Source organism: Herbiconiux liukaitaii (assembly GCF_041927495.1).
Lineage (GTDB): Bacteria > Actinomycetota > Actinomycetes > Actinomycetales > Microbacteriaceae > Herbiconiux > Herbiconiux liukaitaii.
In genome coordinates, this window is sequence record NZ_JBHFHG010000006.1 from 398,998 (window position 1) to 422,355 (window position 23,358).

The 23,358-nt window shown below is 69.5% G+C and carries 26 protein-coding genes; 24 read left to right on the top strand and 2 right to left on the bottom strand.

Annotated elements, in window-relative coordinates; genetic code table 11:
* Positions 1-29: 29 nt before the first annotated feature.
* Positions 30-704, bottom strand: coding sequence for a transcriptional repressor LexA (gene lexA, locus ACEXQC_RS14275; RefSeq protein ID WP_374823576.1), 675 nt, complete (start codon positions 702-704; stop codon positions 30-32).
* 243 nt (positions 705-947) lie between these two features.
* Here lexA and ACEXQC_RS14280 point away from each other — a divergent pair, with 243 nt between their 5' ends.
* The 6 genes from ACEXQC_RS14280 (at position 948) to ACEXQC_RS14305 (ending at position 5,519) form a co-directional block, all read left to right on the top strand.
* Positions 948-1,361 (top strand): LysM peptidoglycan-binding domain-containing protein, encoded by a 414-nt coding sequence (locus ACEXQC_RS14280; protein ID WP_374823579.1) that lies wholly within the window; start codon positions 948-950, stop codon positions 1,359-1,361.
* A 62-nt stretch (positions 1,362-1,423) separates the two neighbouring features.
* A complete protein-coding gene (locus ACEXQC_RS14285; RefSeq protein WP_374823582.1) occupies positions 1,424-2,527 on the top strand; it encodes a histidinol-phosphate transaminase in 1,104 nt (367 codons plus the stop codon).
* Positions 2,528-2,602: 75 nt separating this feature from the next.
* Entirely contained in the window at positions 2,603-3,208 is a 606-nt protein-coding gene (hisB, locus tag ACEXQC_RS14290; protein ID WP_374823585.1) for an imidazoleglycerol-phosphate dehydratase HisB, read from the top strand.
* Entirely contained in the window at positions 3,205-3,840 is a 636-nt protein-coding gene (hisH, locus tag ACEXQC_RS14295; RefSeq protein ID WP_374823588.1) for an imidazole glycerol phosphate synthase subunit HisH, read from the top strand. Before hisB ends, hisH begins: the two co-directional genes overlap by 4 nt.
* A gap of 148 nt (positions 3,841-3,988) precedes the next feature.
* Positions 3,989-4,735, top strand: a complete 747-nt coding sequence (priA, locus tag ACEXQC_RS14300; RefSeq protein WP_374823591.1) for a bifunctional 1-(5-phosphoribosyl)-5-((5-phosphoribosylamino)methylideneamino)imidazole-4-carboxamide isomerase/phosphoribosylanthranilate isomerase PriA — start codon at positions 3,989-3,991, stop codon at positions 4,733-4,735.
* Positions 4,728-5,519 carry an SseB family protein gene (locus tag ACEXQC_RS14305; RefSeq protein WP_374823672.1) on the top strand — a complete coding sequence of 264 codons (792 nt, stop codon included), beginning with the start codon at positions 4,728-4,730 and terminating at the stop codon, positions 5,517-5,519. Before priA ends, ACEXQC_RS14305 begins: the two co-directional genes overlap by 8 nt.
* Positions 5,520-5,561: 42 nt before the next feature.
* Here the strand turns inward: ACEXQC_RS14305 and ACEXQC_RS14310 are convergent, their stop codons facing one another.
* Complete coding sequence (locus tag ACEXQC_RS14310) at positions 5,562-5,915, bottom strand: DUF1844 domain-containing protein (RefSeq protein WP_374823594.1); 354 nt, start codon at positions 5,913-5,915, stop codon at positions 5,562-5,564.
* A 228-nt stretch (positions 5,916-6,143) separates the two neighbouring features.
* Here ACEXQC_RS14310 and infC point away from each other — a divergent pair, with 228 nt between their 5' ends.
* The 18 genes from infC (at position 6,144) to ACEXQC_RS14400 (ending at position 22,978) form a co-directional block, all read left to right on the top strand.
* Positions 6,144-6,830: a translation initiation factor IF-3 gene (gene infC / locus ACEXQC_RS14315; RefSeq protein ID WP_374823597.1), complete on the top strand. Its 687-nt coding sequence runs from the start codon at positions 6,144-6,146 to the stop codon at positions 6,828-6,830.
* A 55-nt stretch (positions 6,831-6,885) separates the two neighbouring features.
* Positions 6,886-7,080 carry a 50S ribosomal protein L35 gene (gene rpmI, locus ACEXQC_RS14320; RefSeq protein ID WP_374823600.1) on the top strand — a complete coding sequence of 65 codons (195 nt, stop codon included), beginning with the start codon at positions 6,886-6,888 and terminating at the stop codon, positions 7,078-7,080.
* Positions 7,081-7,123: 43 nt separating this feature from the next.
* On the top strand, positions 7,124-7,510 hold the full coding sequence (rplT, locus tag ACEXQC_RS14325; RefSeq protein WP_374823603.1) for a 50S ribosomal protein L20: 387 nt from the start codon (positions 7,124-7,126) through the stop codon (positions 7,508-7,510).
* Positions 7,511-7,548: 38 nt separating this feature from the next.
* Complete coding sequence (locus tag ACEXQC_RS14330; protein WP_374823606.1) at positions 7,549-8,349, top strand: TrmH family RNA methyltransferase; 801 nt, start codon at positions 7,549-7,551, stop codon at positions 8,347-8,349.
* An 82-nt stretch (positions 8,350-8,431) separates the two neighbouring features.
* Positions 8,432-9,211 carry an amino acid ABC transporter ATP-binding protein gene (locus ACEXQC_RS14335; protein WP_374823609.1) on the top strand — a complete coding sequence of 260 codons (780 nt, stop codon included), beginning with the start codon at positions 8,432-8,434 and terminating at the stop codon, positions 9,209-9,211.
* 81 nt (positions 9,212-9,292) lie between these two features.
* Positions 9,293-10,156, top strand: a complete 864-nt coding sequence (locus ACEXQC_RS14340; protein WP_374823612.1) for a glutamate ABC transporter substrate-binding protein — start codon at positions 9,293-9,295, stop codon at positions 10,154-10,156.
* Between the two features lie 75 nt (positions 10,157-10,231).
* Positions 10,232-10,879: an amino acid ABC transporter permease gene (locus ACEXQC_RS14345; protein WP_374823615.1), complete on the top strand. Its 648-nt coding sequence runs from the start codon at positions 10,232-10,234 to the stop codon at positions 10,877-10,879.
* The gene (locus ACEXQC_RS14350) at positions 10,876-11,763 is read left to right on the top strand and encodes an amino acid ABC transporter permease (RefSeq protein WP_374823618.1); all 888 of its coding nucleotides are present in this window, start codon (positions 10,876-10,878) and stop codon (positions 11,761-11,763) included. The genes ACEXQC_RS14345 and ACEXQC_RS14350 overlap by 4 nt, the downstream gene beginning before the upstream one ends.
* Positions 11,764-11,784: 21 nt before the next feature.
* A complete protein-coding gene (pheS, locus tag ACEXQC_RS14355; protein ID WP_374823621.1) occupies positions 11,785-12,825 on the top strand; it encodes a phenylalanine--tRNA ligase subunit alpha in 1,041 nt (346 codons plus the stop codon).
* A gap of 1 nt (position 12,826) precedes the next feature.
* On the top strand, positions 12,827-15,358 hold the full coding sequence (gene pheT, locus ACEXQC_RS14360) for a phenylalanine--tRNA ligase subunit beta (RefSeq protein WP_374823624.1): 2,532 nt from the start codon (positions 12,827-12,829) through the stop codon (positions 15,356-15,358).
* A 28-nt stretch (positions 15,359-15,386) separates the two neighbouring features.
* Positions 15,387-16,433 carry an N-acetyl-gamma-glutamyl-phosphate reductase gene (gene argC, locus ACEXQC_RS14365; protein ID WP_374823626.1) on the top strand — a complete coding sequence of 349 codons (1,047 nt, stop codon included), beginning with the start codon at positions 15,387-15,389 and terminating at the stop codon, positions 16,431-16,433.
* A complete protein-coding gene (gene argJ, locus ACEXQC_RS14370) occupies positions 16,430-17,590 on the top strand; it encodes a bifunctional glutamate N-acetyltransferase/amino-acid acetyltransferase ArgJ (RefSeq protein ID WP_374823629.1) in 1,161 nt (386 codons plus the stop codon). The genes argC and argJ overlap by 4 nt, the downstream gene beginning before the upstream one ends.
* Positions 17,590-18,546, top strand: a complete 957-nt coding sequence (gene argB / locus ACEXQC_RS14375; protein WP_374823632.1) for an acetylglutamate kinase — start codon at positions 17,590-17,592, stop codon at positions 18,544-18,546. Before argJ ends, argB begins: the two co-directional genes overlap by 1 nt.
* Positions 18,547-18,570: 24 nt before the next feature.
* Positions 18,571-19,767, top strand: a complete 1,197-nt coding sequence (locus tag ACEXQC_RS14380; RefSeq protein WP_374823635.1) for an acetylornithine transaminase — start codon at positions 18,571-18,573, stop codon at positions 19,765-19,767.
* A 28-nt stretch (positions 19,768-19,795) separates the two neighbouring features.
* On the top strand, positions 19,796-20,755 hold the full coding sequence (gene argF / locus ACEXQC_RS14385; RefSeq protein ID WP_374823675.1) for an ornithine carbamoyltransferase: 960 nt from the start codon (positions 19,796-19,798) through the stop codon (positions 20,753-20,755).
* Positions 20,755-22,203 (top strand): argininosuccinate lyase, encoded by a 1,449-nt coding sequence (gene argH, locus ACEXQC_RS14390; protein ID WP_374823638.1) that lies wholly within the window; start codon positions 20,755-20,757, stop codon positions 22,201-22,203. The genes argF and argH overlap by 1 nt, the downstream gene beginning before the upstream one ends.
* A complete protein-coding gene (locus tag ACEXQC_RS14395) occupies positions 22,203-22,373 on the top strand; it encodes a hypothetical protein (RefSeq protein ID WP_374823641.1) in 171 nt (56 codons plus the stop codon). Before argH ends, ACEXQC_RS14395 begins: the two co-directional genes overlap by 1 nt.
* Positions 22,374-22,378: 5 nt before the next feature.
* The gene (locus tag ACEXQC_RS14400) at positions 22,379-22,978 is read left to right on the top strand and encodes a DNA-3-methyladenine glycosylase (RefSeq protein WP_374823644.1); all 600 of its coding nucleotides are present in this window, start codon (positions 22,379-22,381) and stop codon (positions 22,976-22,978) included.
* Positions 22,979-23,358 lie beyond the last annotated feature (380 nt).

A 23,358-nucleotide genomic window follows, 5' to 3' on the forward strand; every position in this document is an offset into this window, starting at 1 on the left:
GGTTGCCGCGACGTTTGCGTTTCTGAACGCTAGACAGCTCTGAGAACTGCCACGACCTTGCCGAGCACCGTGGCGAAGTCACCGAGGATGGGCTCGAAGTTGCTGTTGCGGGGGAGCAGCCAGGTGTGGCCGTCGCGCTGGCGGAACACCTTCACGGTGGCCTCCTCGTCGAGCATGGCGGCCACGATGTCGCCGTTCTCGGCGGTGCTCTGCTGGCGGATGACGACCCAGTCGCCGTCGCAGATGGCGGCGTCGATCATCGACTCGCCCACGACCTTGAGCATGAAGAGGTCTCCGTTGCCCACGAGCTGACGGGGGAGCGGGAACACCTCGTCGACCTGCTGCTCGGCCGTGATGGGGATGCCCGCGGCGATGCGGCCCACGAGAGGCACGAGCGTGGCGTCGCCCACAGGGGGTGAGGAGTCGGCATCCGGCGACGGCGCGTCCTCCGCGCTCGGCACGTCGATGAGCACCTCCATGGCGCGGGGGCGGTTGGGGTCTCGCCGCAGGTAGCCGGAGAGCTCGAGCTGGTTGAGCTGGTGGGTGACGCTCGAGAGCGAGGAGAGCCCCACGGCGTCGCCGATCTCGCGCATGCTCGGCGGATACCCGCGTGAGAGCACGGAGCGCTGGATCACGTCGAGGATCGCGAGCTGCTTGTCGCTGAGGCTCTTGCGTCGTCTGGTGCGGCCGGTCTCGTTCGCCACGTCTCCTGCTTTCTGCGCTCCCACCGAGGGCGCGAGCGCCGATGTCGGTGGCTGGTGGTTGAGTTCACCTGTCGATCGAAACTGTATCCGAGAAGTACTCGAAAACACACATATGTTCGAGTGTGTCGCCGATTCTTCGAGGTATATCCGCTTGACGAACCAGAAAATCGAATATACATTCGGAACAAGACTTCGTATCGGCGCTCCCGGCCGAGCGCCGGTACGAACCCTTCAGGAGGAATCATGAGCTACGCAGCAGCACCTCTCAGCACCACGACCGCCCGCACCGCACACACCGACGCTGCCCACACCGGCGCCGCCGGAACCGCTTCCGCTGTGCCCACCACGCGGCTCCGCATCACGGCTCGCGGTCGCACGGTGCTGGCGTCGGTCATCGCTCTGCCGATCATCCTCCTGCTCGGGTTCGCCGCACTGTTCAGCGGCGGCACCGCCGTGGCCACGGGCACCACCTCCGGTGCCGAGTTCGACTACCTCACCGTCAAGTCCGGCCAGAGCCTGTGGGCCATCGCCGAGTCGCTGGCGCCCGAGGCCGACCCGCGTGATGTCATCGCCGAGATCATGAGCCTCAACCAGCTGAGCGAGTCGTCCGTGCAGCCCGGTCAGCGCATCGCCGTGCCGGCCGACATCGCCGACTAGCAGTAACAGCGGCGGCGGAAGCTGCGCCGGTCGCGATCCGCGCTCCGAGTAGGCTTCTGCGGGTGACCTCCCTCTCCGATCTGCCCATCCGAGACGACCTCAGGGGCCTCGAGCCCTATGGTGCACCGCACCTCCACCTCCCCGTGGAGCTCAACGTCAACGAGAACACGCACCCGATCCCCGAAGAGGTCGCGCGCGACATCATCGAAGCGGTGGCCAGGGAGCTCCTCACCGTCAATCGGTACCCCGACCGCGAGTTCACGGCGCTCCGCGAGTCGCTCGCCCGCTACCTCGTGAGCACCGAGCCGGGCCTCGAGCTCGGCGCCGAGGGCGTCTGGGCGGCGAACGGCTCGAACGAGATCCTTCAGCAGATCCTCATGGCCTTCGGTGGCCCGGGGCGTTCGGTGCTCGGCTTCCCTCCCACCTACTCCATGCACTCGATCATCGCCCAGGCCACGGGCGCCCGCTGGATCGCGGGGGAGCGCGACGCCGAGTTCCTCATCTCGCCCGAGACGGCGGTGAGCTGGGTCGAGCGCACCTCGCCCGACATCGTCTTCCTCTGCTCGCCCAACAACCCCACGGGCACGGGCCTCGGCCTCGACACCATCCGCGCCGTCTACGACGCGTTCGACGGCATGGTCGTGGTCGACGAGGCGTACGCCGAGTTCACCGCCGCCGGCGAACCCACCGCCCTCAGCCTGCTCGAGGGCCGCCCCCGCCTCATCGTCTCGCGCACCATGAGCAAGGCCTTCGCCTTCGCCGGCGCGCGCCTCGGCTACCTCGCGGCCCACCCGGCGGTCACGGATGCGCTGCGGCTCGTGCGCCTGCCCTACCACCTCTCCGCACTCACCCAGGCAGCCGCGGTGGCGGCTCTCGCGCACGCCCCCGAGGTGCTCGCCATGGTCGACGACATCAAGGCCCAGCGCGACCGCATCGAGCGGGAGCTGGCCGAGCTCGGCTACCACCCGTGGCCGAGCGAGGCCAACTTCGTGCTGTTCGGCGGCGTCGACGACCCCGAGTGGCTCTGGCAGCAGCTCCTCGACCGCGGCATCATCATCCGCAACCTGGCCATCCCCGGCCACCTCCGGGTGAGCGCGGGCACGGCCGCCGAGACGACGGCCTTCCTCGACGCCATGAGGGAACTCACGCCAGCGGCGGATCGCTGACCGAGTTCGCTCACCCCGCCCGCGGTCTTCGCCGCCAGCGACGCCCCGGCGCACGCCCTCGGTAGGATTGAGGGCATGACCGCACCCCGCACCGCCCGCCTGCAGCGCGAGACCAGCGAGTCGTCGATCGAGCTCACGCTCGACCTCGACGGCACGGGCGTCTCCGACATCCAGACCTCGGTGCCCTTCTACGACCACCTCCTCACCGCCTTCGCCAAGCACTCGCTCACCGACCTCACCGTGCGCGCGAGGGGCGACATCGAGATCGACGTGCACCACACGGTCGAGGACACGGGGATCCTGCTCGGCCAGGCCATCCGCCAGGCGCTCGGCGACAAGTCGGGCATCTCGCGCTTCGGCGGGGCCCTCGTGCCGCTCGACGAGGCGCTCGTGCAGGCCGTGGTCGACATCTCCGGCCGCCCCTACCTCGTGCACACCGGCGAGCCCGCCGGCTTCGAGTTCCACCTCATCGGCGGTCACTTCACCGGTTCGATGGTGCGCCACGTGTTCGAGGCCATCACCTTCAACGCGGGCCTCACCGTGCACGTCACCGTACTGAACGGTCGCGATCCGCACCACATCGCCGAGGCCGAGTTCAAGGCGTTCGCGCGCGCGTTCCGCCAGGCGAAGGCCCTGGATCCGCTCGTCTCCGGCATCCCCTCCACGAAGGGCGCCCTGTGAGCTCTCCCTCCGTCGTGCTGCTCGACTACGGCAGCGGCAACATCCACTCGGCCGCCAAGGCGCTCGAGCGTGCAGGTGCCGACGTCACCGTCACGGGCGATCGGGCCGCGGCTCTCGAGGCCGACGGTCTCGTGGTGCCCGGCGTCGGTGCGTTCAGCGCGGTCATGGACCAGCTCGCCGCGGTGCGCGGCGGCGAGGTCATCGACAAGCGCCTCGCCGGTGGACGCCCCGTGCTGGGCATCTGCGTGGGCATGCAGGTCATGTTCGCCGACGGCATCGAGCGCGGCATCGACACGGAGGGTCTCGGCGAGTGGCCGGGCACCGTGGAGCTGCTCGAGGCCGACGTGGTGCCGCACATGGGCTGGAACACGGTCGAGGCCCCCGCGGATTCGGTGCTCTTCGACGGCATCCGCGACGAGCGCTTCTACTTCGTGCACTCCTACGCCGCGCAGAACTGGGAGCTGACCCCCGAGGTCACCCACCGTCCGCCGCTCGTGACGTGGGCGGAGCACGGCTCCAAGTTCGTGGCGGCCGTCGAGAACGGTCCGCTCTCGGCCACCCAGTTCCACCCCGAGAAGTCGGGCGAGGCGGGCATCCGCCTGCTCGCCAACTGGATCGACTCGCTGCGCTGATCGCCCCCGCTGTGCCCGGCGGCGCCGCGTGGCGAGGCGACGCCGTCGTGACACATCGTTTCGACGTGGCCACGCGGAGTCGCTACTATCGCGGGGGGCAATCGCACGCGGCCAGCGGAGTCGGGCGGGCCGGAACGAGAGAAGAGTCATGAGCGAGTTCAACAAGGCGCCGAAGCTGGTGCTGCTGCCCGCGGTCGACGTGGCCGGGGGCAAGGCCGTGCGCCTGACGCAGGGCAAGGCGGGCACCGAGACGTTCCACGGCGACCCCGTCGACGCCGCTGCGGACTGGATCGCCCAGGGCGCCGAGTGGATCCACCTCGTCGATCTCGACGCCGCCTTCGGCCGGGGCAACAACCTCGGCGTGATCAAGAAGGTCATCCGCCAGGCCAGGGGAGTCAACGTGGAGGTCTCGGGAGGCATCCGCGACGACGCGAGCCTCGAGACCGCCCTCGCGTCGGGGGCCAAGCGCATCAACCTCGGCACCGCGGCGCTCGAGAACCCGGAGTGGGCCGCCAGCGTCATCGCCCAGTACGGGGATGCCGTGGCCGTCGGCCTCGACGTGCGCGGCACCACGCTCGCCGCCCGCGGCTGGACCCAGGATGCCGGCGACCTCTGGCACGTCATGGACCGCCTCGAGGAGGCCGGTTGCGCACGTTACGTCGTGACCGACGTCACGAAGGACGGCACGCTCAAGGGCCCCAACGTCGATCTGCTCCGCCAGGTGATGGATCGCACCGAGCGCCCCGTCATCGCCTCCGGCGGCATCTCGAGCCTCGACGACCTCGCCGAGCTCCGCGAACTCGTGCCCCACGGCCTCGAGGGCGCCATCGTGGGGCGCGCGCTCTACTCGGGCGCGTTCACCCTGCCCGAGGCCCTGGACGTGGCTTCTGACTGAGCACGACCACCACACCGGCCCCGACCACACCGGCGGCACGGACTCGGCCGGCCAGCCCTGGAAGGGTCGCACCTTCGAGTCGCACGCCAGCGAGACCGACGACGGCAGCGCGCCCCAGGTCGTGCTCGACGCGCTCTCCCGCTTCCACGCTGCCGACGCCGGGCCCGAGACCGTCGTCGATGCGCTCCGCGGTGTGCGCCTCCTCGTGCCCCTCGTGGCGCACGCGGGGGAGGAAGGGGTCACGGATGCCGGTCTCCGCGTCGACAAGACGCAGGAGCTCTCCCTCGTCACGGTGAGCGGCCCCGGCGGTCGCACGGTGCTCCCCGCGTTCACCTCGGTGACCGCGATGTCGGCCTGGAACCCGAAGGCCCGACCCATCCCGGTCGATGCGCGCAGAGCCGCCCTCGCGGCGGCGTCCGAGGGCACCGAACTCATCGTGCTCGACCCCGGCTCGCCCACCGAGTTCGCCCTCCGCCGCCCGGCCGTCTGGGCCCTGGCCCAGGGCGAGCCCTGGATCCCCGCTCCTGACGACCCCGACGTCGCGGAGGCCTTCGAGGTCTCGATCCGCTCCGAGCCCGCCGTCGCCGGAATCCGGGCCGTCGCAGGTGACCCGCAGGCGCGTCTGCGCGGCCCGGAGCTCCTGGTCGTGCTCGCGCTCGTGCCCGGCCTCGACAAGGAGACGCTGGATCAGCTCGTGCAGCGTCTTCAGGCGCGCTGGGCGGAGAGCGCAGTTATCGCCGAACGTGTCGACTCTCTCGGCGTGCGGGTCACCGCGCTCGACTGATCGAGCCAGAGGCAGGGCCCGAGCCGGAGCCCGGGCTCGAGCTCAGCTGACCGGCCCGGTGTACTTCTCCCCGGGGCCCTCGCCCACCGGATCCTGCACCACGGAGGCCTCGCGGAACGCGAGCTGCAGCGAGCGCAGGCCGTCGCGCAGGCTCCTGGCGTGCTGATCGCCGAGGAACGGCGCCGACGCGGTCACGAGCCCCGCGAGAGCGGTGATGAGCTTGCGCGCCTCGTCGAGGTCGGTCTCGACATCCGGGTCGTCCGAGAGCCCGCACTTCACGGCGGCCGCGCTCATGAGGTGCACGGCGGTGGTGGTCACGATCTCGATCGCCGGCACGTCCGCGATGTCGCGGATCGCCCCCGCCGTGGAGTCGTCGGGCATGCTGGTATCGCTCATCGCAAGAGGTCCTTACTACAGGGGCCAAGTCTCTGATAGACTCTGTGCGGCTCTGGGACCATTGGTCTCAGTACGAAAGTGGAGAATCTCCCACCCGCGCAAACCGCTTCAATAGGTTACCGGGTCGATAACACTCCGCTCACCCACCGGCTCCGGCCGGCAGGTGAGTAGACAGGGTGTGGTGTGAGCACCTCAGTGTGCGCATGTCGAGGGATTTCCTGTGCTTTCGTGAACATCCACGAAACTAAGGAGCAACGCATCAGCGATCCCCGTACAAACGACCGTATTCGAGTCCCCGAGGTACGCCTCGTGGGCCCCGGCGGCGAGCAGGTCGGCGTCGTCAGCATCGACGTCGCTCTTCGGCTTGCCCAGGAGGCTGACCTCGACCTCGTCGAGGTCGCACCCAACTCCAAGCCCCCGGTCGCGAAGATCATGGACTACGGAAAGTTCAAGTACGAAGCCGCGCAGAAGGCCAAGGAGGCCCGCCGCAACCAGGCCAACACGATCCTCAAAGAGGTCCGTTTCCGCCTGAAGATCGACGTGCACGACTACGAGACCAAGCGCAAGCGCGCCGAGGGCTTCCTGAAGGCCGGCGACAAGGTGAAGGCCATGATCCTGTTCCGCGGCCGCGAGCAGTCGCGTCCCGACCAGGGCGTGCGTCTGCTGCAGCGCTTCGCGGAAGACGTGTCCGAGTTCGGCACCGTCGAGTCCACTCCCACGATCGACGGCCGCAACATGGTCATGGTCATCGGTCCGCTCAAGAACAAGTCAGAGGCCAAGGCCGAGCAGAACGCCAAGCGCGATGCCTCGAAGGCCCATGCCCGCGAGGGCGACGCCGCCCCGGTGGAATCCGCCGCCGCAGCCCCCCAGAACTCCGACCCGGAGCCGGCCACGCCGGCTGCCGCGGCCGAGTAGCACCCACACCGGCCGTCCAGGCCGCGTCAAGCCCGAACAACACGAGGAGAACCCCATGCCCAAGATGAAGACGCACTCCGGTGCCAAGAAGCGATTCAAGGTCACCGGTACCGGCAAGCTCATGAAGCAGCAGGCCGGCATGCGCCACAACCTGGAGGTCAAGGCCCCGGGGCGCAAGGCTCGCCTGAACAAGGACCAGTCGCTCTCCAAGGCCGACACCAAGGTCGCCAAGAAGCTTCTCGGCCTGTAGTCCACCGACTGCTGCCGACCACGAGACCAGAAGGAAAAGAACAATGGCAAGAGTGAAGAGGGCCGTCAACGCCCACAAGAAGCGCCGGGTCATCCTCGAGCGCGCCGCGGGCTACCGCGGTCAGCGGTCGCGCCTCTACCGCAAGGCCAAGGAGCAGGTCACCCACTCCTTCGTCTACTCCTACCGTGACCGCCGTGCGCGCAAGGGCGACTTCCGTCGTCTGTGGATCCAGCGCATCAACGCCGCGTCCCGCGCCAACGGCCTCACCTACAACCGCTTCATCCAGGGCCTCGCCCTGGCCGGCATCCAGGTCGACCGTCGCATCCTCGCCGAGCTGGCCGTCAACGAGCCCGCCACCTTCGCGGCCATCGTCGCGAGCGCCAAGGCCGCTCTTCCCGCCGACACCTCGGCCCCAAAGAACGCCGCGTAGTCCACTCCGACTGCACAACAGAACACAGAGAGCGCCACATGCTGGACAATCCGAGATCACCTCGTGTCAGGGCCGTGGCGAAACTCGCCAAGAGGGGAGCCCGGTCCGAGACCGGGCTCTTCCTCTTGGAGGGCCCGCAGGCCGTCTCCGAGGCGCTGAGCTTCGGCGCCGACCTGCTGGTCGACCTCTTCGCCACCCCCACGGCGCTCGACCGCTACGGCGACATCGCCCGAGCGGCCGCCGATGCGGGCCTCGAGGTGGAGTTCGTGACCGAGCAGGTGCTCGACACCATGGCCGACACGGTCACCCCCCAGGGCTTCGTGGCCGTGTGCCGTCAGTTCTCCACGGCGGTGAAAGACGTCTTCGCCGCCGGCCCCCGCCTCATCGCCGTGCTCGAAGAGGTCCGTGACCCCGGCAACGCGGGCACCATCATCCGGGCAGCGGATGCGGCGGGCGCCGACGCGGTCATCCTCACGGGGCGCTCCGTCGACCTCTACAACCCCAAGGTGGTGCGCTCCACCACGGGCTCGCTCTTCCACCTCCCCGTCGCTCGCGAGGCCACGCTCAGCGACGTCGTCGAGCGCGCGAGGGAGGCCGGCCTGCAGGTGCTGGCCGCCGACATCAAGGGCGACGACCTGCTCGACGTGCGCACCGCGGGCGTGCTCGCAGCCCCCACCGCGTGGGTCTTCGGCAACGAGGCGCGCGGGCTCGAAGACGAGCATCTCAAGCTCGTCGACCGTGCCATCTCGCTCCCGATCTACGGTCAGGCCGAGTCGCTCAACCTGGCCACCGCCGCCTCCGTGTGCCTCTACGAGAGCGCGTTCGCCCACCGCTCCTGAGTGTTTCGCGCGCGTTTCGGTTGAGTCACGGATCGGCCCGCCGCGTTGCAGCCACCCTTTGGGGTGTGGTTGGGTGAGTGCCATGAGCGCATCCACCGCCCCCGTTCGGGGCACAGAGGGTGCAGACGCGCCCCTCGTCGTGATCGATCACGTCGACAAGCACTTCGGCGAGCTGCACGTGCTGCGCGACATCACCACCACGGTGGCGCGCGGCGAGGTCGTGGTCGTCATCGGTCCGAGCGGATCGGGCAAGTCCACGCTCTGCCGGGCCATCAATCGCCTCGAGACCATCGACTCGGGCACCATCTCGATCGACGGCAAGGTGCTGCCGAGCGAGGGCGCCGAGCTCGCCAAGCTCCGCTCCGACGTGGGCATGGTGTTCCAGTCGTTCAACCTCTTCGCGCACAAGACCGTGCTCGAGAACGTCACGCTCGCGCCCATCAGGGTGCGCAAGATGTCACGCAAGGAGGCCGAGAAGCGCGGCATGGCGCTGCTCGAGCGCGTCGGCGTGGCGAACCAGGCCGACAAGATGCCCGCACAGCTCTCCGGCGGCCAGCAGCAGCGCGTGGCGATCGCTCGCTCCCTCGCCATGGATCCGAAGCTCATCCTGCTCGACGAGCCCACGAGCGCTCTCGACCCGGAGATGATCAACGAGGTGCTCGACGTCATGATCGGTCTCGCCAAAGACGGCATGACCATGATCGTCGTCACCCACGAGATGGGCTTCGCCCGGAAGGCCGCCGACCGGGTCATCTTCATGGCCGACGGCCGTGTCGAAGAAGAGGCCACGCCCGAGGCGTTCTTCGGCAACCCCCAGTCACCGAGAGCGAAGGACTTCCTCTCGAAGATCCTCGCCCACTAGGCAGGGCTCGCCCACGAGGCGAGACAAGCCCCCGCCGCAGCCGATGAGCGGGGTGAACAGCAATCACGAGAGGTACGACCAATGAGGCACAAGAAGCTATCGTTCTTCGCACTCGCCGCGGCGACAGCCGTAGTCCTGTCCGGATGCGCGGGCGGCGACGCCGGCGACGCCGAAGTCACCCCCGAGGCGGCTCCCACCTTCGCGGCGGGATCCACCATGGAGACCCTCGCCAGCGCAGGCGAGATCACGATCGGCACCAAGTTCGACCAGCCGCTCTTCGGGCTCGTCGGCCCCGACGGCACGCCGGAGGGCTTCGACGTCGAGATCGCCAAGATCATCGCGGCCAAGCTCGGCATCGCCGAAGACGGCATCAACTGGGTCGAGACGGTCTCGGCCAACCGCGAGCCCTTCATCCAGAACGGCGAGGTCGACCTCGTGGTGGCGACGTACACCATCAACGACACCCGCAAGGAGGTCATCTCCTTCGCCGGGCCGTACTACGAGGCCGGTCAGTCCATCCTGACGCTCGCCGACAACGAGGACATCGAGAGCGAAGACGACCTCGTGGGCCAGCCGGTCTGCTCGGTCACGGGTTCCACCCCGGCCGCCAACCTCGAGGAGCTCGGCGCCGAGGTCGTGCTCACCGACACGTACACGAACTGCCTGGAGCCCCTCCGCACCGGCGCCGTCGTGGCGGTCTCGACCGACAACGTCATCCTGGCCGGCCTCGCCGCCCAGAACGAGGGCGAGTTCAAGGTCGTGGGCGAGCCCTTCACCCAGGAGCCCTACGGCATCGGCCTCGCGCTCGAGGACACCGAGTTCCGCGACTTCATCAACGACGTGCTCGAGGAGTCGTACGAAGACGGCACCTACGAGGCGGCCTGGGAGTCCACCGCCGGCGCGGTGCTGCCGTACGTCGACCCGCCCGCGGTCGACCGCTACTAGTCACCGCCTGTGAGGTGAGGGGCGCCGCAGGGTGCCCCTCACCTCGCACGATCAGAACACAAGAGAGGAGCGCGGGTGAACGTCGTCATCGACAACCTGCCCCTGTACCTCGAGGGCTTCGGCCAGACGCTGTCGCTGCTGCTCATCTCGGGGTTGGCGGCGCTCGTGCTGGGCACCGTCGTGGCGGTGATGAGGATCTCGCCGATCCCGTCGCTCAGCGGATTCGCGGCCGTCTACACCGAGCTGCTCCGCAACACCCCGCTCACCCTCGTGCTGTTCTTCTGCGCCATCATCCTGCCCTACCTCGGGTCGGAGCTGCCGTACTTCTGGTGCGCCATCATCGGCCTCACGCTCTACACCTCGCCGTTCGTGGCGGAGGCGATCCGCTCGGGCGTCAACGGTGTGCCGATCGGTCAGGCGGAGGCCGCGCGCAGCCTCGGGCTCGGCTTCGGCCAGACCGTGGGCATCGTGATCTTCCCCCAGGCCATCCGCATGGTGATCCCGCCGCTCATCAACGTGCTGATCGCGCTCACCAAGAACACCTCGGTGGCAGGGGCCTTCTTCGTGGCCGACCTCTTCGGCGTGGGGCGCACGCTCGCCAACGCGAACGGCAACGCGGTGATCGCGATCCTCCTGGCCGTGGCCACCTTCTACCTCCTCATCACCATCCCGCTCGGCATCCTGGCCGGCCGGCTCGAGAAGAAGTTCGTGGTGCAGCGATGAGCAATTCCTCCGTGCTGTTCGACGCTCCCGGCCCTCGCGCCCGACGTCGTTCCCGCATCGCCTCGGTCATCGTCATCGTGGCGCTCGCCGCCGGCGTCGCCTGGGTCATCTTCACGCTCGCGCAGCCGCGCGACTCCGGCGGCATCACCCTGCCCGGCTTCTTCGACTGGAGCCGGTGGGAGCGACTCGTCGTCGACCCCGAGTTCTGGGGCTCGGTGGGCCGAGGTGTGCTCGCCACCCTCCAGGCTGCCGCCCTCGCCGCCATCATGGCGCTCGTCGTGGGTGTGCTGTTCGCGTTGCTCCGCACCTCGCCGAAGGCCGCCGTGCGGGTGCCGACCACCATCGTGCTCGAGTTCGTGCGCGGCATGCCCGTGCTGCTCATGATGTTCTTCATCCTGCTCGTGGCCTCCACCGGCGCCTTCTGGGCGGTCGTGCTCGGCCTCGGTCTCTACAACGGCGCGATCATCGGCGAGGCGCTGAGGGCGGGCATCGCCTCACTGCCGCGCGGTCAGCGCGAAGCGGGGCTCAGCCTGGGCCTCACCCGGCTGCAGACCAAGATGCTCGTGGAGTTCCCGCAGGCCTTCCGGCAGATGCTGCCGATCATCCTGGCCCAGCTCGTGGTGCTGCTGAAGGACACGAGCCTCGGCTTCATCGTGGGCTACAACGAACTCATCCGCACCACCATGAACAACCTGTCGGCCTTCTACGGCAACCGGTTCCTGTTCACGCTCTTCGTCGTCACGCTCGTCATCTACCTCGCGATCAACCTCACCTTCTCCTGGCTCACGAGGCTCGTGGCCCGTCGCAGCCTGGCGAAACGGGGAGCTCCGAGAACGAAGACGATCGCCGGCGCCCTCGATCCGGCCGATCTGACAACGGAGTGATGCGGGCTAAACTTATGCCTCGTGTCTGAACCCATCGCAATCACCGAGCAGGCGGTGACCGACGCGGTCGACGCGGCTCTCGCAGCCCTCGCCGGCGCCACCGACTCCGCAGCCCTCCGCGCCGTGCGCACCGAGCACGCGGGGGAGGCCTCCGCACTGGCGCGCTTCAATGCCGCCATCAAGGCGCTGCCCGGCGACCAGAAGGCCGCGGCGGGCAAACTCGTGGGCCAGGCCCGTGCGCGCGTCAACCAGGCCATCGCCGCCCGCGAGACCGAGGTCGTGGCGCTCGAGGAGTCCGCGCGGCTCGACGCGGAGGCGCTCGACGTCACGGCCGTCGCCAGCCGCCGCCGCATCGGCGCTCGCCATCCGCTCTCCCTGCTGCAGGACAGGATCGCCGACATCTTCGTGGGCATGGGCTGGGAGGTGGCGGAGGGTCCCGAGGTCGAGAGCGAGTGGTTCAACTTCGACGCCCTCAACTTCGACGCCGACCACCCGGCGCGCGCCATGCAGGACACCTTCTTCATCGATCCGCCCGAGGCGCACCTCGTGCTGCGCACGCACACGAGCCCCGTGCAGGTGCGGTCGCTGCTCGAGCGCGAGCTGCCCGTCTACGTCATCGCCCCCGGGCGGGTCTACCGCACCGACGAGCTCGATGCCACGCACACCCCCGTGTTCAGCCAGGTCGAGGGCATCGCCATCGACAAGGGCCTCACCATGGCGCACCTGCGCGGCACGCTCGAGCACTTCGCCACGCAGATGTTCGGCGAGGGCGCGAAGATCCGTCTGCGACCCAATTACTTCCCGTTCACCGAGCCGAGCGCCGAGATGGACGTGTGGCAGCCGAACGCCAAGGGCGGCGCGCGCTGGGTGGAGTGGGGCGGCTGCGGCATGGTCAACCCCAACGTGCTGCGCTCGGCCGGCATCGACCCCGACGAGTTCTCGGGCTTCGCGTTCGGCATGGGCATCGAGCGCACCCTGCAGTTCCGCAACGACCTCAACGACATGCGCGACATGGTCGAGGGCGACGTGCGCTTCTCCCAGCAATTCGGAATGGTGGTCTGACATGCGAGTACCGATCTCCTGGCTCGCCGAGTACGTCGACCTGCCCGCTGACGCGTCGATCGACGCCATCCACGCCGCCCTCGTGAGGGTCGGCCTCGAGGAGGAGGGGTCGCACGGCTTCGACCTCAGGGGCCCCATCGTGGTGGGGCAGGTGCTCGAGTTCGTCGAGGAGCCCCAGAAGAACGGCAAGACCATCCGCTGGTGCCAGGTTCAGGTGGCGCCCGAGGGCGAGACGGCGGCGGATGGCGGGCCCGCGGTGCACGGCATCGTGTGCGGCGCAGGCAACTTCTTCGAGGGCGACAAGGTCGTGGTGACCCTCCCGGGTGCCGTGCTGCCCGGCGACTTCCACATCGCTCCGCGCAAGACCTACGGGCACGTCTCCGACGGCATGATCGCCTCGGCCAGGGAGCTCGGCCTCGGCGAGGACCACGACGGCATCCTGCGCCTCACGACCTTGGGCCTCGACCCCGAGGTGGGAACGGATGCGATCGCCCTGCTCGGTCTCGACGACGCGGCCGTGGAGGTCAACGTCACGCCCGACCGCGGCTACGCCTTCTCCGTGCGCGGCATAGCCCGCGAGTACTCGCACTCCACCGGTGCGGCGTTCCGCGACCCGGTGGACCGCGTCAGCCCGGCCGTCGGCACCGGTTTCCCTGTGGCCATCCACGACGAGGCGCCCATCCGCGGCCGCGTCGGCGCCACGGTCTTCGTCACGCGCGTGGTGCGGAACGTCGACGCCACGAGGCCGTCGCCCCCGTGGCTGGTCTCGCGCCTCAAGCTCGCGGGCATCCGCTCGGTCTCGCTCGTGGTCGACATCACGAACTACGTCATGCTCGAATTCGGGCAGCCGACCCACGGCTACGACCTCGACACGCTCACCGGCGGCATCACCGTGCGGCGCGCGGCCGAGGGGGAGACCCTCGAGACGCTCGATGGCCAGACCAGGAAGCTCGATGCGGAGGATCTGGTGATCGCCGATGAGAGCGGCCCCATCGGCCTCGCCGGTGTCATGGGCGGTGCCGCCACCGAGATCGGCGACGCCACCACCAACGTGCTCGTCGAGGCGGCCAACTTCGACCCCGTGTCGATCGCCCGCACCGCCCGCAGGCACAAGCTGCCGAGCGAGGCCTCGCGTCGGTTCGAGCGCGGTGTCGACCCGAAGGTCGCCGAGGCGGCGGCCGCACGGGTGGTGGAGCTGCTCGAGAGCCTCGCGGGCGGCCAGGCCGACGGCCTCGGCTCGCTGCACCTCGAGCACGCCGAGCTCGGCGCCGTCACGGTGCCCTTCGGCTACATCTCGGGCCTCGTGGGCGTCGAGTTCACCGACGACGAGATCACCGGATCGCTCGTGGAGATCGGCGCGACGGTCGAGGAGACCGCCACCGGACTCGTGGTCGTGCCCCCGTCGTGGCGGCCCGACCTCACCGACAAGGCGTCGCTCGCCGAGGAGGTCGCCCGCATCGTGGGCTACGACCGCATCCCGAGCATCCTCCCCGTCGCTCCTCCCGGGCGCGGGCTCACCGTCTCGCAGGTCACCCGTCGCCGGGTGGCGGATGTGCTCGCCGCGGGCGGGCTCACCGAGGTGCTTGCCTACCCGTTCCTCGGATCCGCGATGAACGAGGCCTTCGGCAGCGCCGTCGAGGGCGAGGTCTCCGCCGTGCGCGTGGCCAACCCCATCGACTCGGAGGCCGCGCTGCTGCGCACGTCGCTCATCCCCGGCCTCATCGACATCGCGAGGCGCAACCTCTCGCGCGGTCTCACGGACCTCGCGATCTTCGAGCTGGGCCTCGTGTTCGCGCCCGAGGCCGGCCGTCGGTACGGGCAGGCCACGCTTCCGCTCGGCGCCCGCCTCCCGAGCTCGGACGAGCTCGGCGAGCTGCACGGCGGCATCCCGCCGCAGCCCCGCCACGTGGGTGTGCTCGTGCTGGGCAACGCCGTCGACAAGCAGCCGGGCCAGCCCGCCGTGCCCGCCGGCGTCGCCGACGTGCTCGACGTGGTCTCGCTGCTCGAGTCGGCCCTCGCGGTCTCGCTGCGGGTGGCGAAGGGCTCGCACAAGTCGATGCACCCCGGCCGCACCGCCGAGCTGTTCTTCGAGACGCCGGAGGGGGAGCGCTCCATCGGCTTCGCCGGCGAACTGCTGCCCGCCCTCGCGGCCGAGCTCGATCTGCCCCGTGTGGTGGCGGTCGCCGAGCTCGACCTCGACGTGCTCATCGCCGCCGCCGGCAGCTCGATCGACGTCGCTCCCATCAGCGGTTTCCCCGCCGCCACCCAGGATCTCTCCCTCGTGGTGGCCGCCGACGTGCCGGCCGGCGAGGTCGAGCGCGCGGTGGCCGAGGGCGCGGGCGAGCTGCTCGAGAGCATCCGCCTGGTCGACGACTACCGAGGCACCGGCTTGCCAGAGGCCTCGAAGTCGCTCACCTTCGCGCTGCGCTTCCGCGCGCCCGACCGCACGCTCACGGCGGCCGAGGCGAGCGAGGCGAAGCTCGCCGGGGCGGCCAGGGCCACCGAGCTGCACGCCGCCGCCGTGCGGGAATAGCACTCCGCGCAACGGCTAGATTGGGTTCATGGTCTACACAGTCGCCATCGCGGGTGCCAGCGGATACGCCGGGGGAGAGGTTCTCCGGCTGCTCGCCGCGCACCCCGAGTTCGAGGTGCGCACGGTCACGGCGAACAAGAACGCCGGCCAGCGCCTCATCGATGTGCAGCCGCACCTGCGCTCCTACGCCGATCTCGTGCTGAAGGAGACGGATGTCGAGACCCTGCGCGGTCACGACGTCGTGTTCCTCGCGCTCCCGCACGGTCACTCCGGTGCGCTCGCAGCCGAGCTGGGCGACTCGAGCCTCGTGATCGACTGCGGTGCAGACCACCGGCTCACGAGCGCCGCCGACTGGGAGACCTTCTACAAGTCGGAGTACCACGGCTCCTGGCCGTACGGCCTGCCCGAGCTCGTGCTCGCCGACGGCCGCAAGCAGCGCGCCAACCTCGAGGGCGTCTCGCGGATCGCCGTGCCCGGCTGCAACGTCACGGCGGTGAGCCTCGGGCTCGCGCCTGGCCTGCGCGCCGGCATCATCCAGCCCATCGACCTCGTGGCCGTGCTCGCCGTGGGCCCCTCCGGCGCCGGCAAGACGCTGCGCACCGACCTCCTGGCGAGCGAGATGCTCGGCTCCGCCCACGCCTACGGGGTCGGCGGCGTGCACCGGCACGTGCCCGAGATCGTGCAGAACCTCAGCGGTGCGGCGGGGGAGAGGGTCACGGTGTCGTTCACGCCCGTGCTCGTGCCCATGGCCCGTGGCATCATCGCCACCTCTACCGCGCGCCTGCAGCCAGGGGTCAGCGCGGCCGACGTGCGCTCGGCCTGGGAGCTCGCCTACGGCGACGAGCCCTTCGTGCACCTCCTCCCCGAGGGGCAGTTCCCCCGGGTGGCCGACACGATCGGCGCCAACACCGCGCTCGTGGGCATCGCGGTCGATGAAGCAGCCGATCGGGTCGTCACCGTCGTGGCGCTCGACAACCTCGTGAAGGGCACGGCGGGGGCCGCCATCCAGTCCGCCAACATCGCACTCGGCATCCCCGAGCAGACCGGCCTCGCCGTGAACGGAGTCGCCCCGTGAGCGTCACGCATCCCGCAGGGTTCGACGCCGCCGGCGTCGTGGCCGGCCTCAAGTCCACAGGCGCCCGCGACCTCGCGCTCGTCGTCAACCGTGGCCCCAAGGCCGCCGCCGCGGCGGTCTTCACCTCCAACCGCGCCAAGGCGAACCCGATCCTCTGGTCGGAGCAGGTCATCAAGGACGGCCGCATCGAGGCGGTCATCCTCAACTCCGGCGGCGCCAACTGCTTCACGGGGGCCTTCGGCTTCCAGACCACCCACGCCACGGCCGAGGCCGTCGCCACCGCGCTCGAGGTCTCGGCCTCGGATGTGCTCGTGTGCTCCACCGGCCTCATCGGTGTGGGCGACCAGACCTTCCGCGACGCCATCCTCGACCACGTGCCCGCCGCGGTCGGCGCGCTCTCGGCGGAGGGCGGTGCCGAGGCGGCGCTCGCCATCATGACCACCGACTCCAAGCCCAAGGAGGCCGTGGTCAGCTCCGCGGCCGGCTGGTCGATCGGCGGCATGGCGAAGGGCGCCGGCATGCTCGCTCCCGGCCTCGCCACGATGCTCGTGGTCGTCACCACCGATGCCGACCTCGAGCCCGCCGCGCTCGACCGCGCCCTCCGATCCGCCACCCGCGTCACCTTCGACAGGGTCGACTCCGACGGCTGCATGTCGACCAACGACACCGTAGCGCTGCTGGCCTCAGGAGCCTCCGGGGTCGTCGCCGACGAGGCGGAGTTCACCGAGTCGCTCACCGCGCTGTGCCGCGATCTCGCGCTGCAGCTGCAGGGCGACGCCGAGGGCGCCAGCCACGACATCGCCATCGAGGTGGTCAACGCCGCGAGCGAGGACGACGCCGTGGTGGTGGGCCGAGCCGTCTCGCGCAGCAACCTCCTCAAGGCCGCCATCTTCGGCAACGACCCCAACTGGGGCCGCGTGCTCGCCGCCCTCGGCACCACGGATGCGGTCTTCGACCCGTACGAGATCGACGTGTCGATGAACGGCGTCATGGTCTGCCGCAGCGGAGAGCCGGGGGAGGCGAGAGAGCTGGTGGACCTCACGCCTCGTGCCTGCCACATCCTCATCGACCTCAAGTCGGGCTCCTCGACCGCGACCATCTGGACCAACGACCTCACGCACGACTACGTGCACGAGAACAGCGCGTACGCCAGCTGATGAGCGAATCCACCACCGGGCCCACCACCGCAACCACCGCGGGCGCTGCATCGGCCGCCGCTCAGCTCGCCGCCGACCTCGCGCACGTCAAGGCCGACACCCTCATCGAGTCGCTGCCGTGGCTCAAGCGCTACCACGGCGAGATCATCGTCGTGAAGTTCGGCGGCAACGCCATGGTCGACCCCGACCTGCAGCGCACCTTCGCTGAGGACATCGTGTACCTGCGCTACGCCGGGCTCCGCCCCGTCGTGGTGCACGGCGGCGGGCCGCAGATCTCCAAGATGCTCGAGCGTCTCGGCATCCGGAGCGAGTTCCGCGGCGGCTACCGGGTCACGAGCCCCGAGGCCATGGAGGTCGTGCGCATGGTGCTCACCGGCCAGATCAGCCGTGACATCGTGAGCCACATCAACGAGCACGGTCCGCTGGCCGCCGCCCTCTCCGGTGAGGATGCCGGACTCTTCGAGGGCAAGCGCCGCGGGGTGGAGATCGACGGCGAGCTCGTGGACCTCGGGCTCGTGGGCGACGTCGTGGCGGTCAACCCCGAGGGTGTGCTCGCGCAGCTCGACGCGGGGCGGATCCCCGTTGTCTCCTCCGTCGCGCCCGACATCGACGCTCCCGGGCAGGTGCTCAACGTCAACGCCGATGCGGCGGCGGCCGCCCTGGCCGTCTCGCTCAAGGCCGCCAAGCTCGTGATCCTCACCGATGTGGCCGGCCTCTACAGCGACTGGCCCAATCGCGACTCGCTCGTCTCCGTGATCGACGGCGAGGAGCTGCGCGCTCTGCTTCCCTCGCTCGAGTCCGGCATGATCCCCAAGATGGCCGCGTGCCTCGAGGCCGTCGACGGCGGAGTGCCCAAGGCCGCCATCATCGACGGGCGCGAGCCGCACTCCATCCTGCTCGAAGTCTTCACCCAGGGCGGTGTCGGCACGGAGGTCGTGGCCGGCCCGACCCACTGAACGCCTACTGACCCGGAGGACCCCGTGCCCGGAACCGAGACCGAGACAACCTGGAAGACCCGCTTCGAGACCTCGATGATGCGCACCATGGGCATGCCCCTGCGCTCCCTCGTGCGCGGTGAGGGCGCCTACGTGTGGGACGACGAGGGCACGGAGTACCTCGACTTCCTCGCCGGCATCGCGGTGAACTCGCTCGGCCACGCGCATCCGGTGTTCGTGGAGGCGGTCTCGCGCCAGGCCGCCACGCTCGCCCACGTGTCGAACTACTTCTCCACGCCGCCGCAGCTCGAGCTCGCCGAGCGCCTGGCCCGGCTCACCGGTGCGGGTGAGGGCGGCCGCGCCTACTTCTGCAACTCCGGTGCAGAGGCCAACGAGGCGGCGTTCAAGCTCGCCCGGCTCAACTCCACCGATCGGCGCACGCGCATCGTCGCGCTCACCAACGCCTTCCACGGCCGCACCATGGGTGCGCTCGCGCTCACCGGCAAGCCCGCCATGCGCGAACGGTTCGAGCCCATGCCCGGTGGCGTCGAGCATATCGACACCACCATCGAGGCGCTCGAGGCCACCATCGACGACACCGTCGCCGCCCTCTTCGTGGAGCCCATCAAGGGTGAGGCCGGAGTGCTCGAGCTGCCGGAGGGATACCTCCAGCGCGCCCGCGAGCTCACCGAGCAGCACGGCGTGCTGCTGATCCTCGACGAGATCCAGACGGGGGTCGGGCGCACGGGTGCCTGGTTCTCCTACATGAACGCGGGTGTGACTCCGGATGCCGTGACCATCGCCAAGGGCATGGCAGGCGGCTTCCCGATCGGCTCGCTCGTGACCTTCGGCTGGGCCTCCGAGCTCTTCTCCCGCGGCCAGCACGGCAGCACCTTCGGCGGCAACCCGCTCGCCGCCGCCACGGCCAACGCGGTGCTCGGCGAGATCGAGTCGGCGGGCCTCGTGCAGAACGCGGCCACGCGCGGGGAGCAGATCCGCGCGGCGATCGCGGCCATCGAGTCACCCCTCGTGGCCGAGATCCGCGGTCAGGGACTGCTCATCGGCGTCGGACTCACCGAGCCCGTGGCAGGGCGGATCGCCGATGCCGCGCTGGAGAACGGCCTCATCATCAACGCACCCAACGACTCGAGTCTGCGCATCGCGCCGCCGCTCATCATCGGCGACGAGGAGGTGCACGAATTCGGTGTGCGCCTCGGGCGAGCGTTCGACTCGCTATCCTGATCCTTTGGACACCGACCCCGAGGCGAGCATGACCAGGCACTTCCTTCGCGACGACGACATCACTCCCGCCGAGCAGAGCACCATCCTCGATCTCGCGGTGCAGCTCAAGCGCGACCGCTTCCAGGCCCGACCGCTCGAGGGCCCGCAGACGGTCGCGGTGATCTTCGACAAGTCGTCCACCCGCACGAGGGTCTCGTTCGCGGTGGGCATCGCCGACCTCGGCGGCATCCCGCTCATCATCTCCACCGCCTCGAGCCAGCTCGGCGGCAAGGAGACGGCCTCCGACACGGCGAGGGTGCTCGAACGGCAGGTGGCCGCCATCGTCTGGCGCACCTACGCGCAGTCCGGGCTCGAGGAGATGGCGGCGGGCACCACGGTGCCCGTGGTCAACGCGCTCTCCGACGACTTCCACCCGTGCCAGCTGCTGGCCGACTTCCTCACCATCCGGGAGCACCGCGGCGACCTGCCCGGCCTCACGGTCGCCTTCTTCGGCGACGGCGCGAGCAACATGGCGCAGTCCTACCTGCTCGCGGGCGCCACGGCCGGCATGCACGTGCGGATCGCGTGCCCGGCGGAGTACTCGCCGACCCCCGAGGTGGTGGCCGACGCCGAGAGGCGGGCCGCAGAGACGGGCGGCTCGGTCGTGGTGCTCACCGACCCACAGGCAGCGGCAGACGGCGCCGACGTCATCGTGACCGACACCTGGGTGTCGATGGGCAAGGAGGACGAGAAGGTCGCGCGGGTCAAGACCTTCGGCGGTTACCAGGTCGACACGGCGCTCATGGCGCGCGCCAAGGAGGACGCCCTGTTCCTGCACTGCCTGCCGGCCGATCGCGGCTACGAGGTCGCGGCCGAGGTGATCGACGGCCCGCAGAGCGTGATCTGGGACGAGGCGGAGAACCGCCTGCACGCGCAGAAGGCGCTGCTGGTGTGGCTGTTCGAGCAGAACGCGGCCGAGAAGGCACCCGCACGCAAGGCGGGATTCTGATGAGCGAGGCTCCCGGCAACCGGGCCGCCGAAGCCGGTGCCCTGTGGGGTGGCCGCTTCTCCGGCGGCCCCGCTCCCGCGCTCACGGAGCTGAGCCGCTCCACGCACTTCGACTGGCAGCTCGCGCAGTACGACATCGCGGGGTCCAGGGCCCACGCCCGCGCGCTCGCTCGCGCCGGCTACCTCACGGCCGAGGAGCTCGAGGGCATGCTGCACGCCCTCGACCAGCTGTCGGATGCCGTGCAGAGCGGAGAGTTCTCCCCGGATCCCTCGGATGAGGACGTCCACTCGGCCCTCGAACGAGGCCTGATCGACTTCGCGGGCACCGAGCTCGGCGGCAAGCTGCGTGCAGGCCGCAGTCGCAACGACCAGATCGCGACCCTCGTGCGCATGCTGCTCCGCGATCACGCCGCCACCATCACGCGGCTCCTGGTCGACCTCATCGACGCGACCGCCTCGCAGGCCGAGGCGCACTCCGAGGCGATCCTCCCCGGGCGCACACATCTGCAGCACGCCCAACCCGTGCTCCTGGCCCACCAGCTGCTCGCGCACTGCTGGCCGCTCGTGCGCGACATCGAGCGCTTCCGCGACTGGGATGCCAGGGCCAACTCCTCACCCTACGGATCGGGGGCGCTCGCCGGCAACACGCTCGGCCTCGACGCCGAGGTCGTGGCGCACGACCTGGGCTTCGCGCACGGGGTGGAGAACTCCATCGACGGAACGTCCTCGCGCGACGTGGTGGCGGAGTTCGCCTACATCACGGCCCAGATCGGCATCGACCTCTCGCGGTTCGCGGAGGAGATCATCATCTGGAACACCCGCGAGTTCGGCTTCGTCACACTCTCGGACTCGTACTCCACGGGCTCGTCGATCATGCCGCAGAAGAAGAACCCCGACATCGCCGAGCTCGCGCGCGGCAAATCAGGGCGGCTCATCGGCAACCTCACCGGGTTGCTTGCCACGCTGAAGGGCCTCCCGCTCGCGTACAACCGTGATCTGCAGGAGGACAAGGAGCCCGTCTTCGACTCGATCAGCACTCTCGAGGTGCTGCTGCCCGCGTTCACGGGAATGGTCGCGACCCTCACCTTCCACACCGAGCGGATGGCAGAGCTCGCGCCTCAAGGCTTCTCCTTGGCGACGGATGTGGCGGAGTGGCTCGTGAAGCAGCACGTCACCTTCCGCGATGCCCATGAGATCACCGGAACCCTCGTGAAATTCGCCGAGGACAACGGGCTCGATCTCGACGAGCTCACCGACGAGCAGTTCGCGTCGATCTCGCCGCACCTCACGCCCGAGGTGCGGGGTGTGCTCACGATCGAGGGATCCGTGGCGAGTCGCGACGGATCCGGTGGCACCGCCGGCGTACGTGTGCAGGAGCAGCGCGCCGCCCTCACCGAACGGGTGCGCGCCCTAGTGGTGCAGACCGCCGCCATCCCCGGAGGTGTCTGATGCCCGATGATCCCCGCACACCAGGCAAGCCCGACCGCGGCCCGGACGACCCGGGATTCTGGCGCCGCCCCCTGCCCAACCGCGTCGTCTGGCTGATCCTCGCCGTGGCCGCCGTCATCGTGATCGCCGCCGTCGTGGTGAGCGTCTCCCTGGGCGTGCGTCTGTTCTGAGCGCCGTGATCGATTTCTCGGCGACGGCCGTCGAGGTCGCGCCCCTGCTGCTCGGCGCGATCCTCACCCGGGACTCCGAACAGGGTGCGGTCTCGGTGCGCATCACCGAGGTCGAGGCGTACCTCGGTGTGGGGGAGGATCCCGGATCGCACGCGTTCCGAGGACCCACCGCTCGCAATGCAGCCATGTTCGGCGCCCCCGGCCGGTTGTACACGTACTTCACCTACGGCATGCACGTGTGCGCCAACGTGGTCTGCTCACCGGAGGGGAGTGCATCCGCTGTTCTCCTGCGTGGGGGAGAGGTGGTCGCCGGTGTCGAGATGGCGCGTTCGCGGCGGCCGATGGCGCGCACGGATCGCGATCTCGCGCGGGGCCCCGCCAATCTGGTGCGGGCGCTCGGCATCGAACTCGCCGAGGACGGGGCGCTGCTCGACGCATCACCCTTCGAGCTGCGGCCCGCGGTGAGCAAAGCTCCCTGTGCCGCGACACTGCGTACCGGGGTGAGCGGTGCCGGCGGATCGGAGCCGTACCGGTGGCGGTTCCACCTCGAGGGAGAACCCACGGTGTCTCCGTACAAGCGTCATCCGAAGGCCGGATCCGCGTGATCTCGGGGCGACACGCCCGGGCTGCAAGCGTGATTTGCGGGGTCCTGCACATCCACGTAATCTTCTAACTCGTCACCCCACAGGTGCGGAAAGCGGAAGAGCTTACCGGCCTCAAGCGGGACATCAATCCGAAGCATTTCTGATCCGGATCTTCTCTTGAAGAGCACAGGATCGAAGCGTAGGATTAACTCCTTCCAAGTCGCGAAACACCGAGTGTCAATTTGACAAACGGAAAGCGAATGGTAGGTTTGGAAAGTTGCCCGGAGGGCTGCCAGTTTTGCTGGTGGGGCCGGTGCGTCCGATCCTTGAGAACTCAACAGCGTGCACAATGTCATATGCCAAAAACCCGTGCGGTCTTCGGATCGTATGGATTCCTTTTG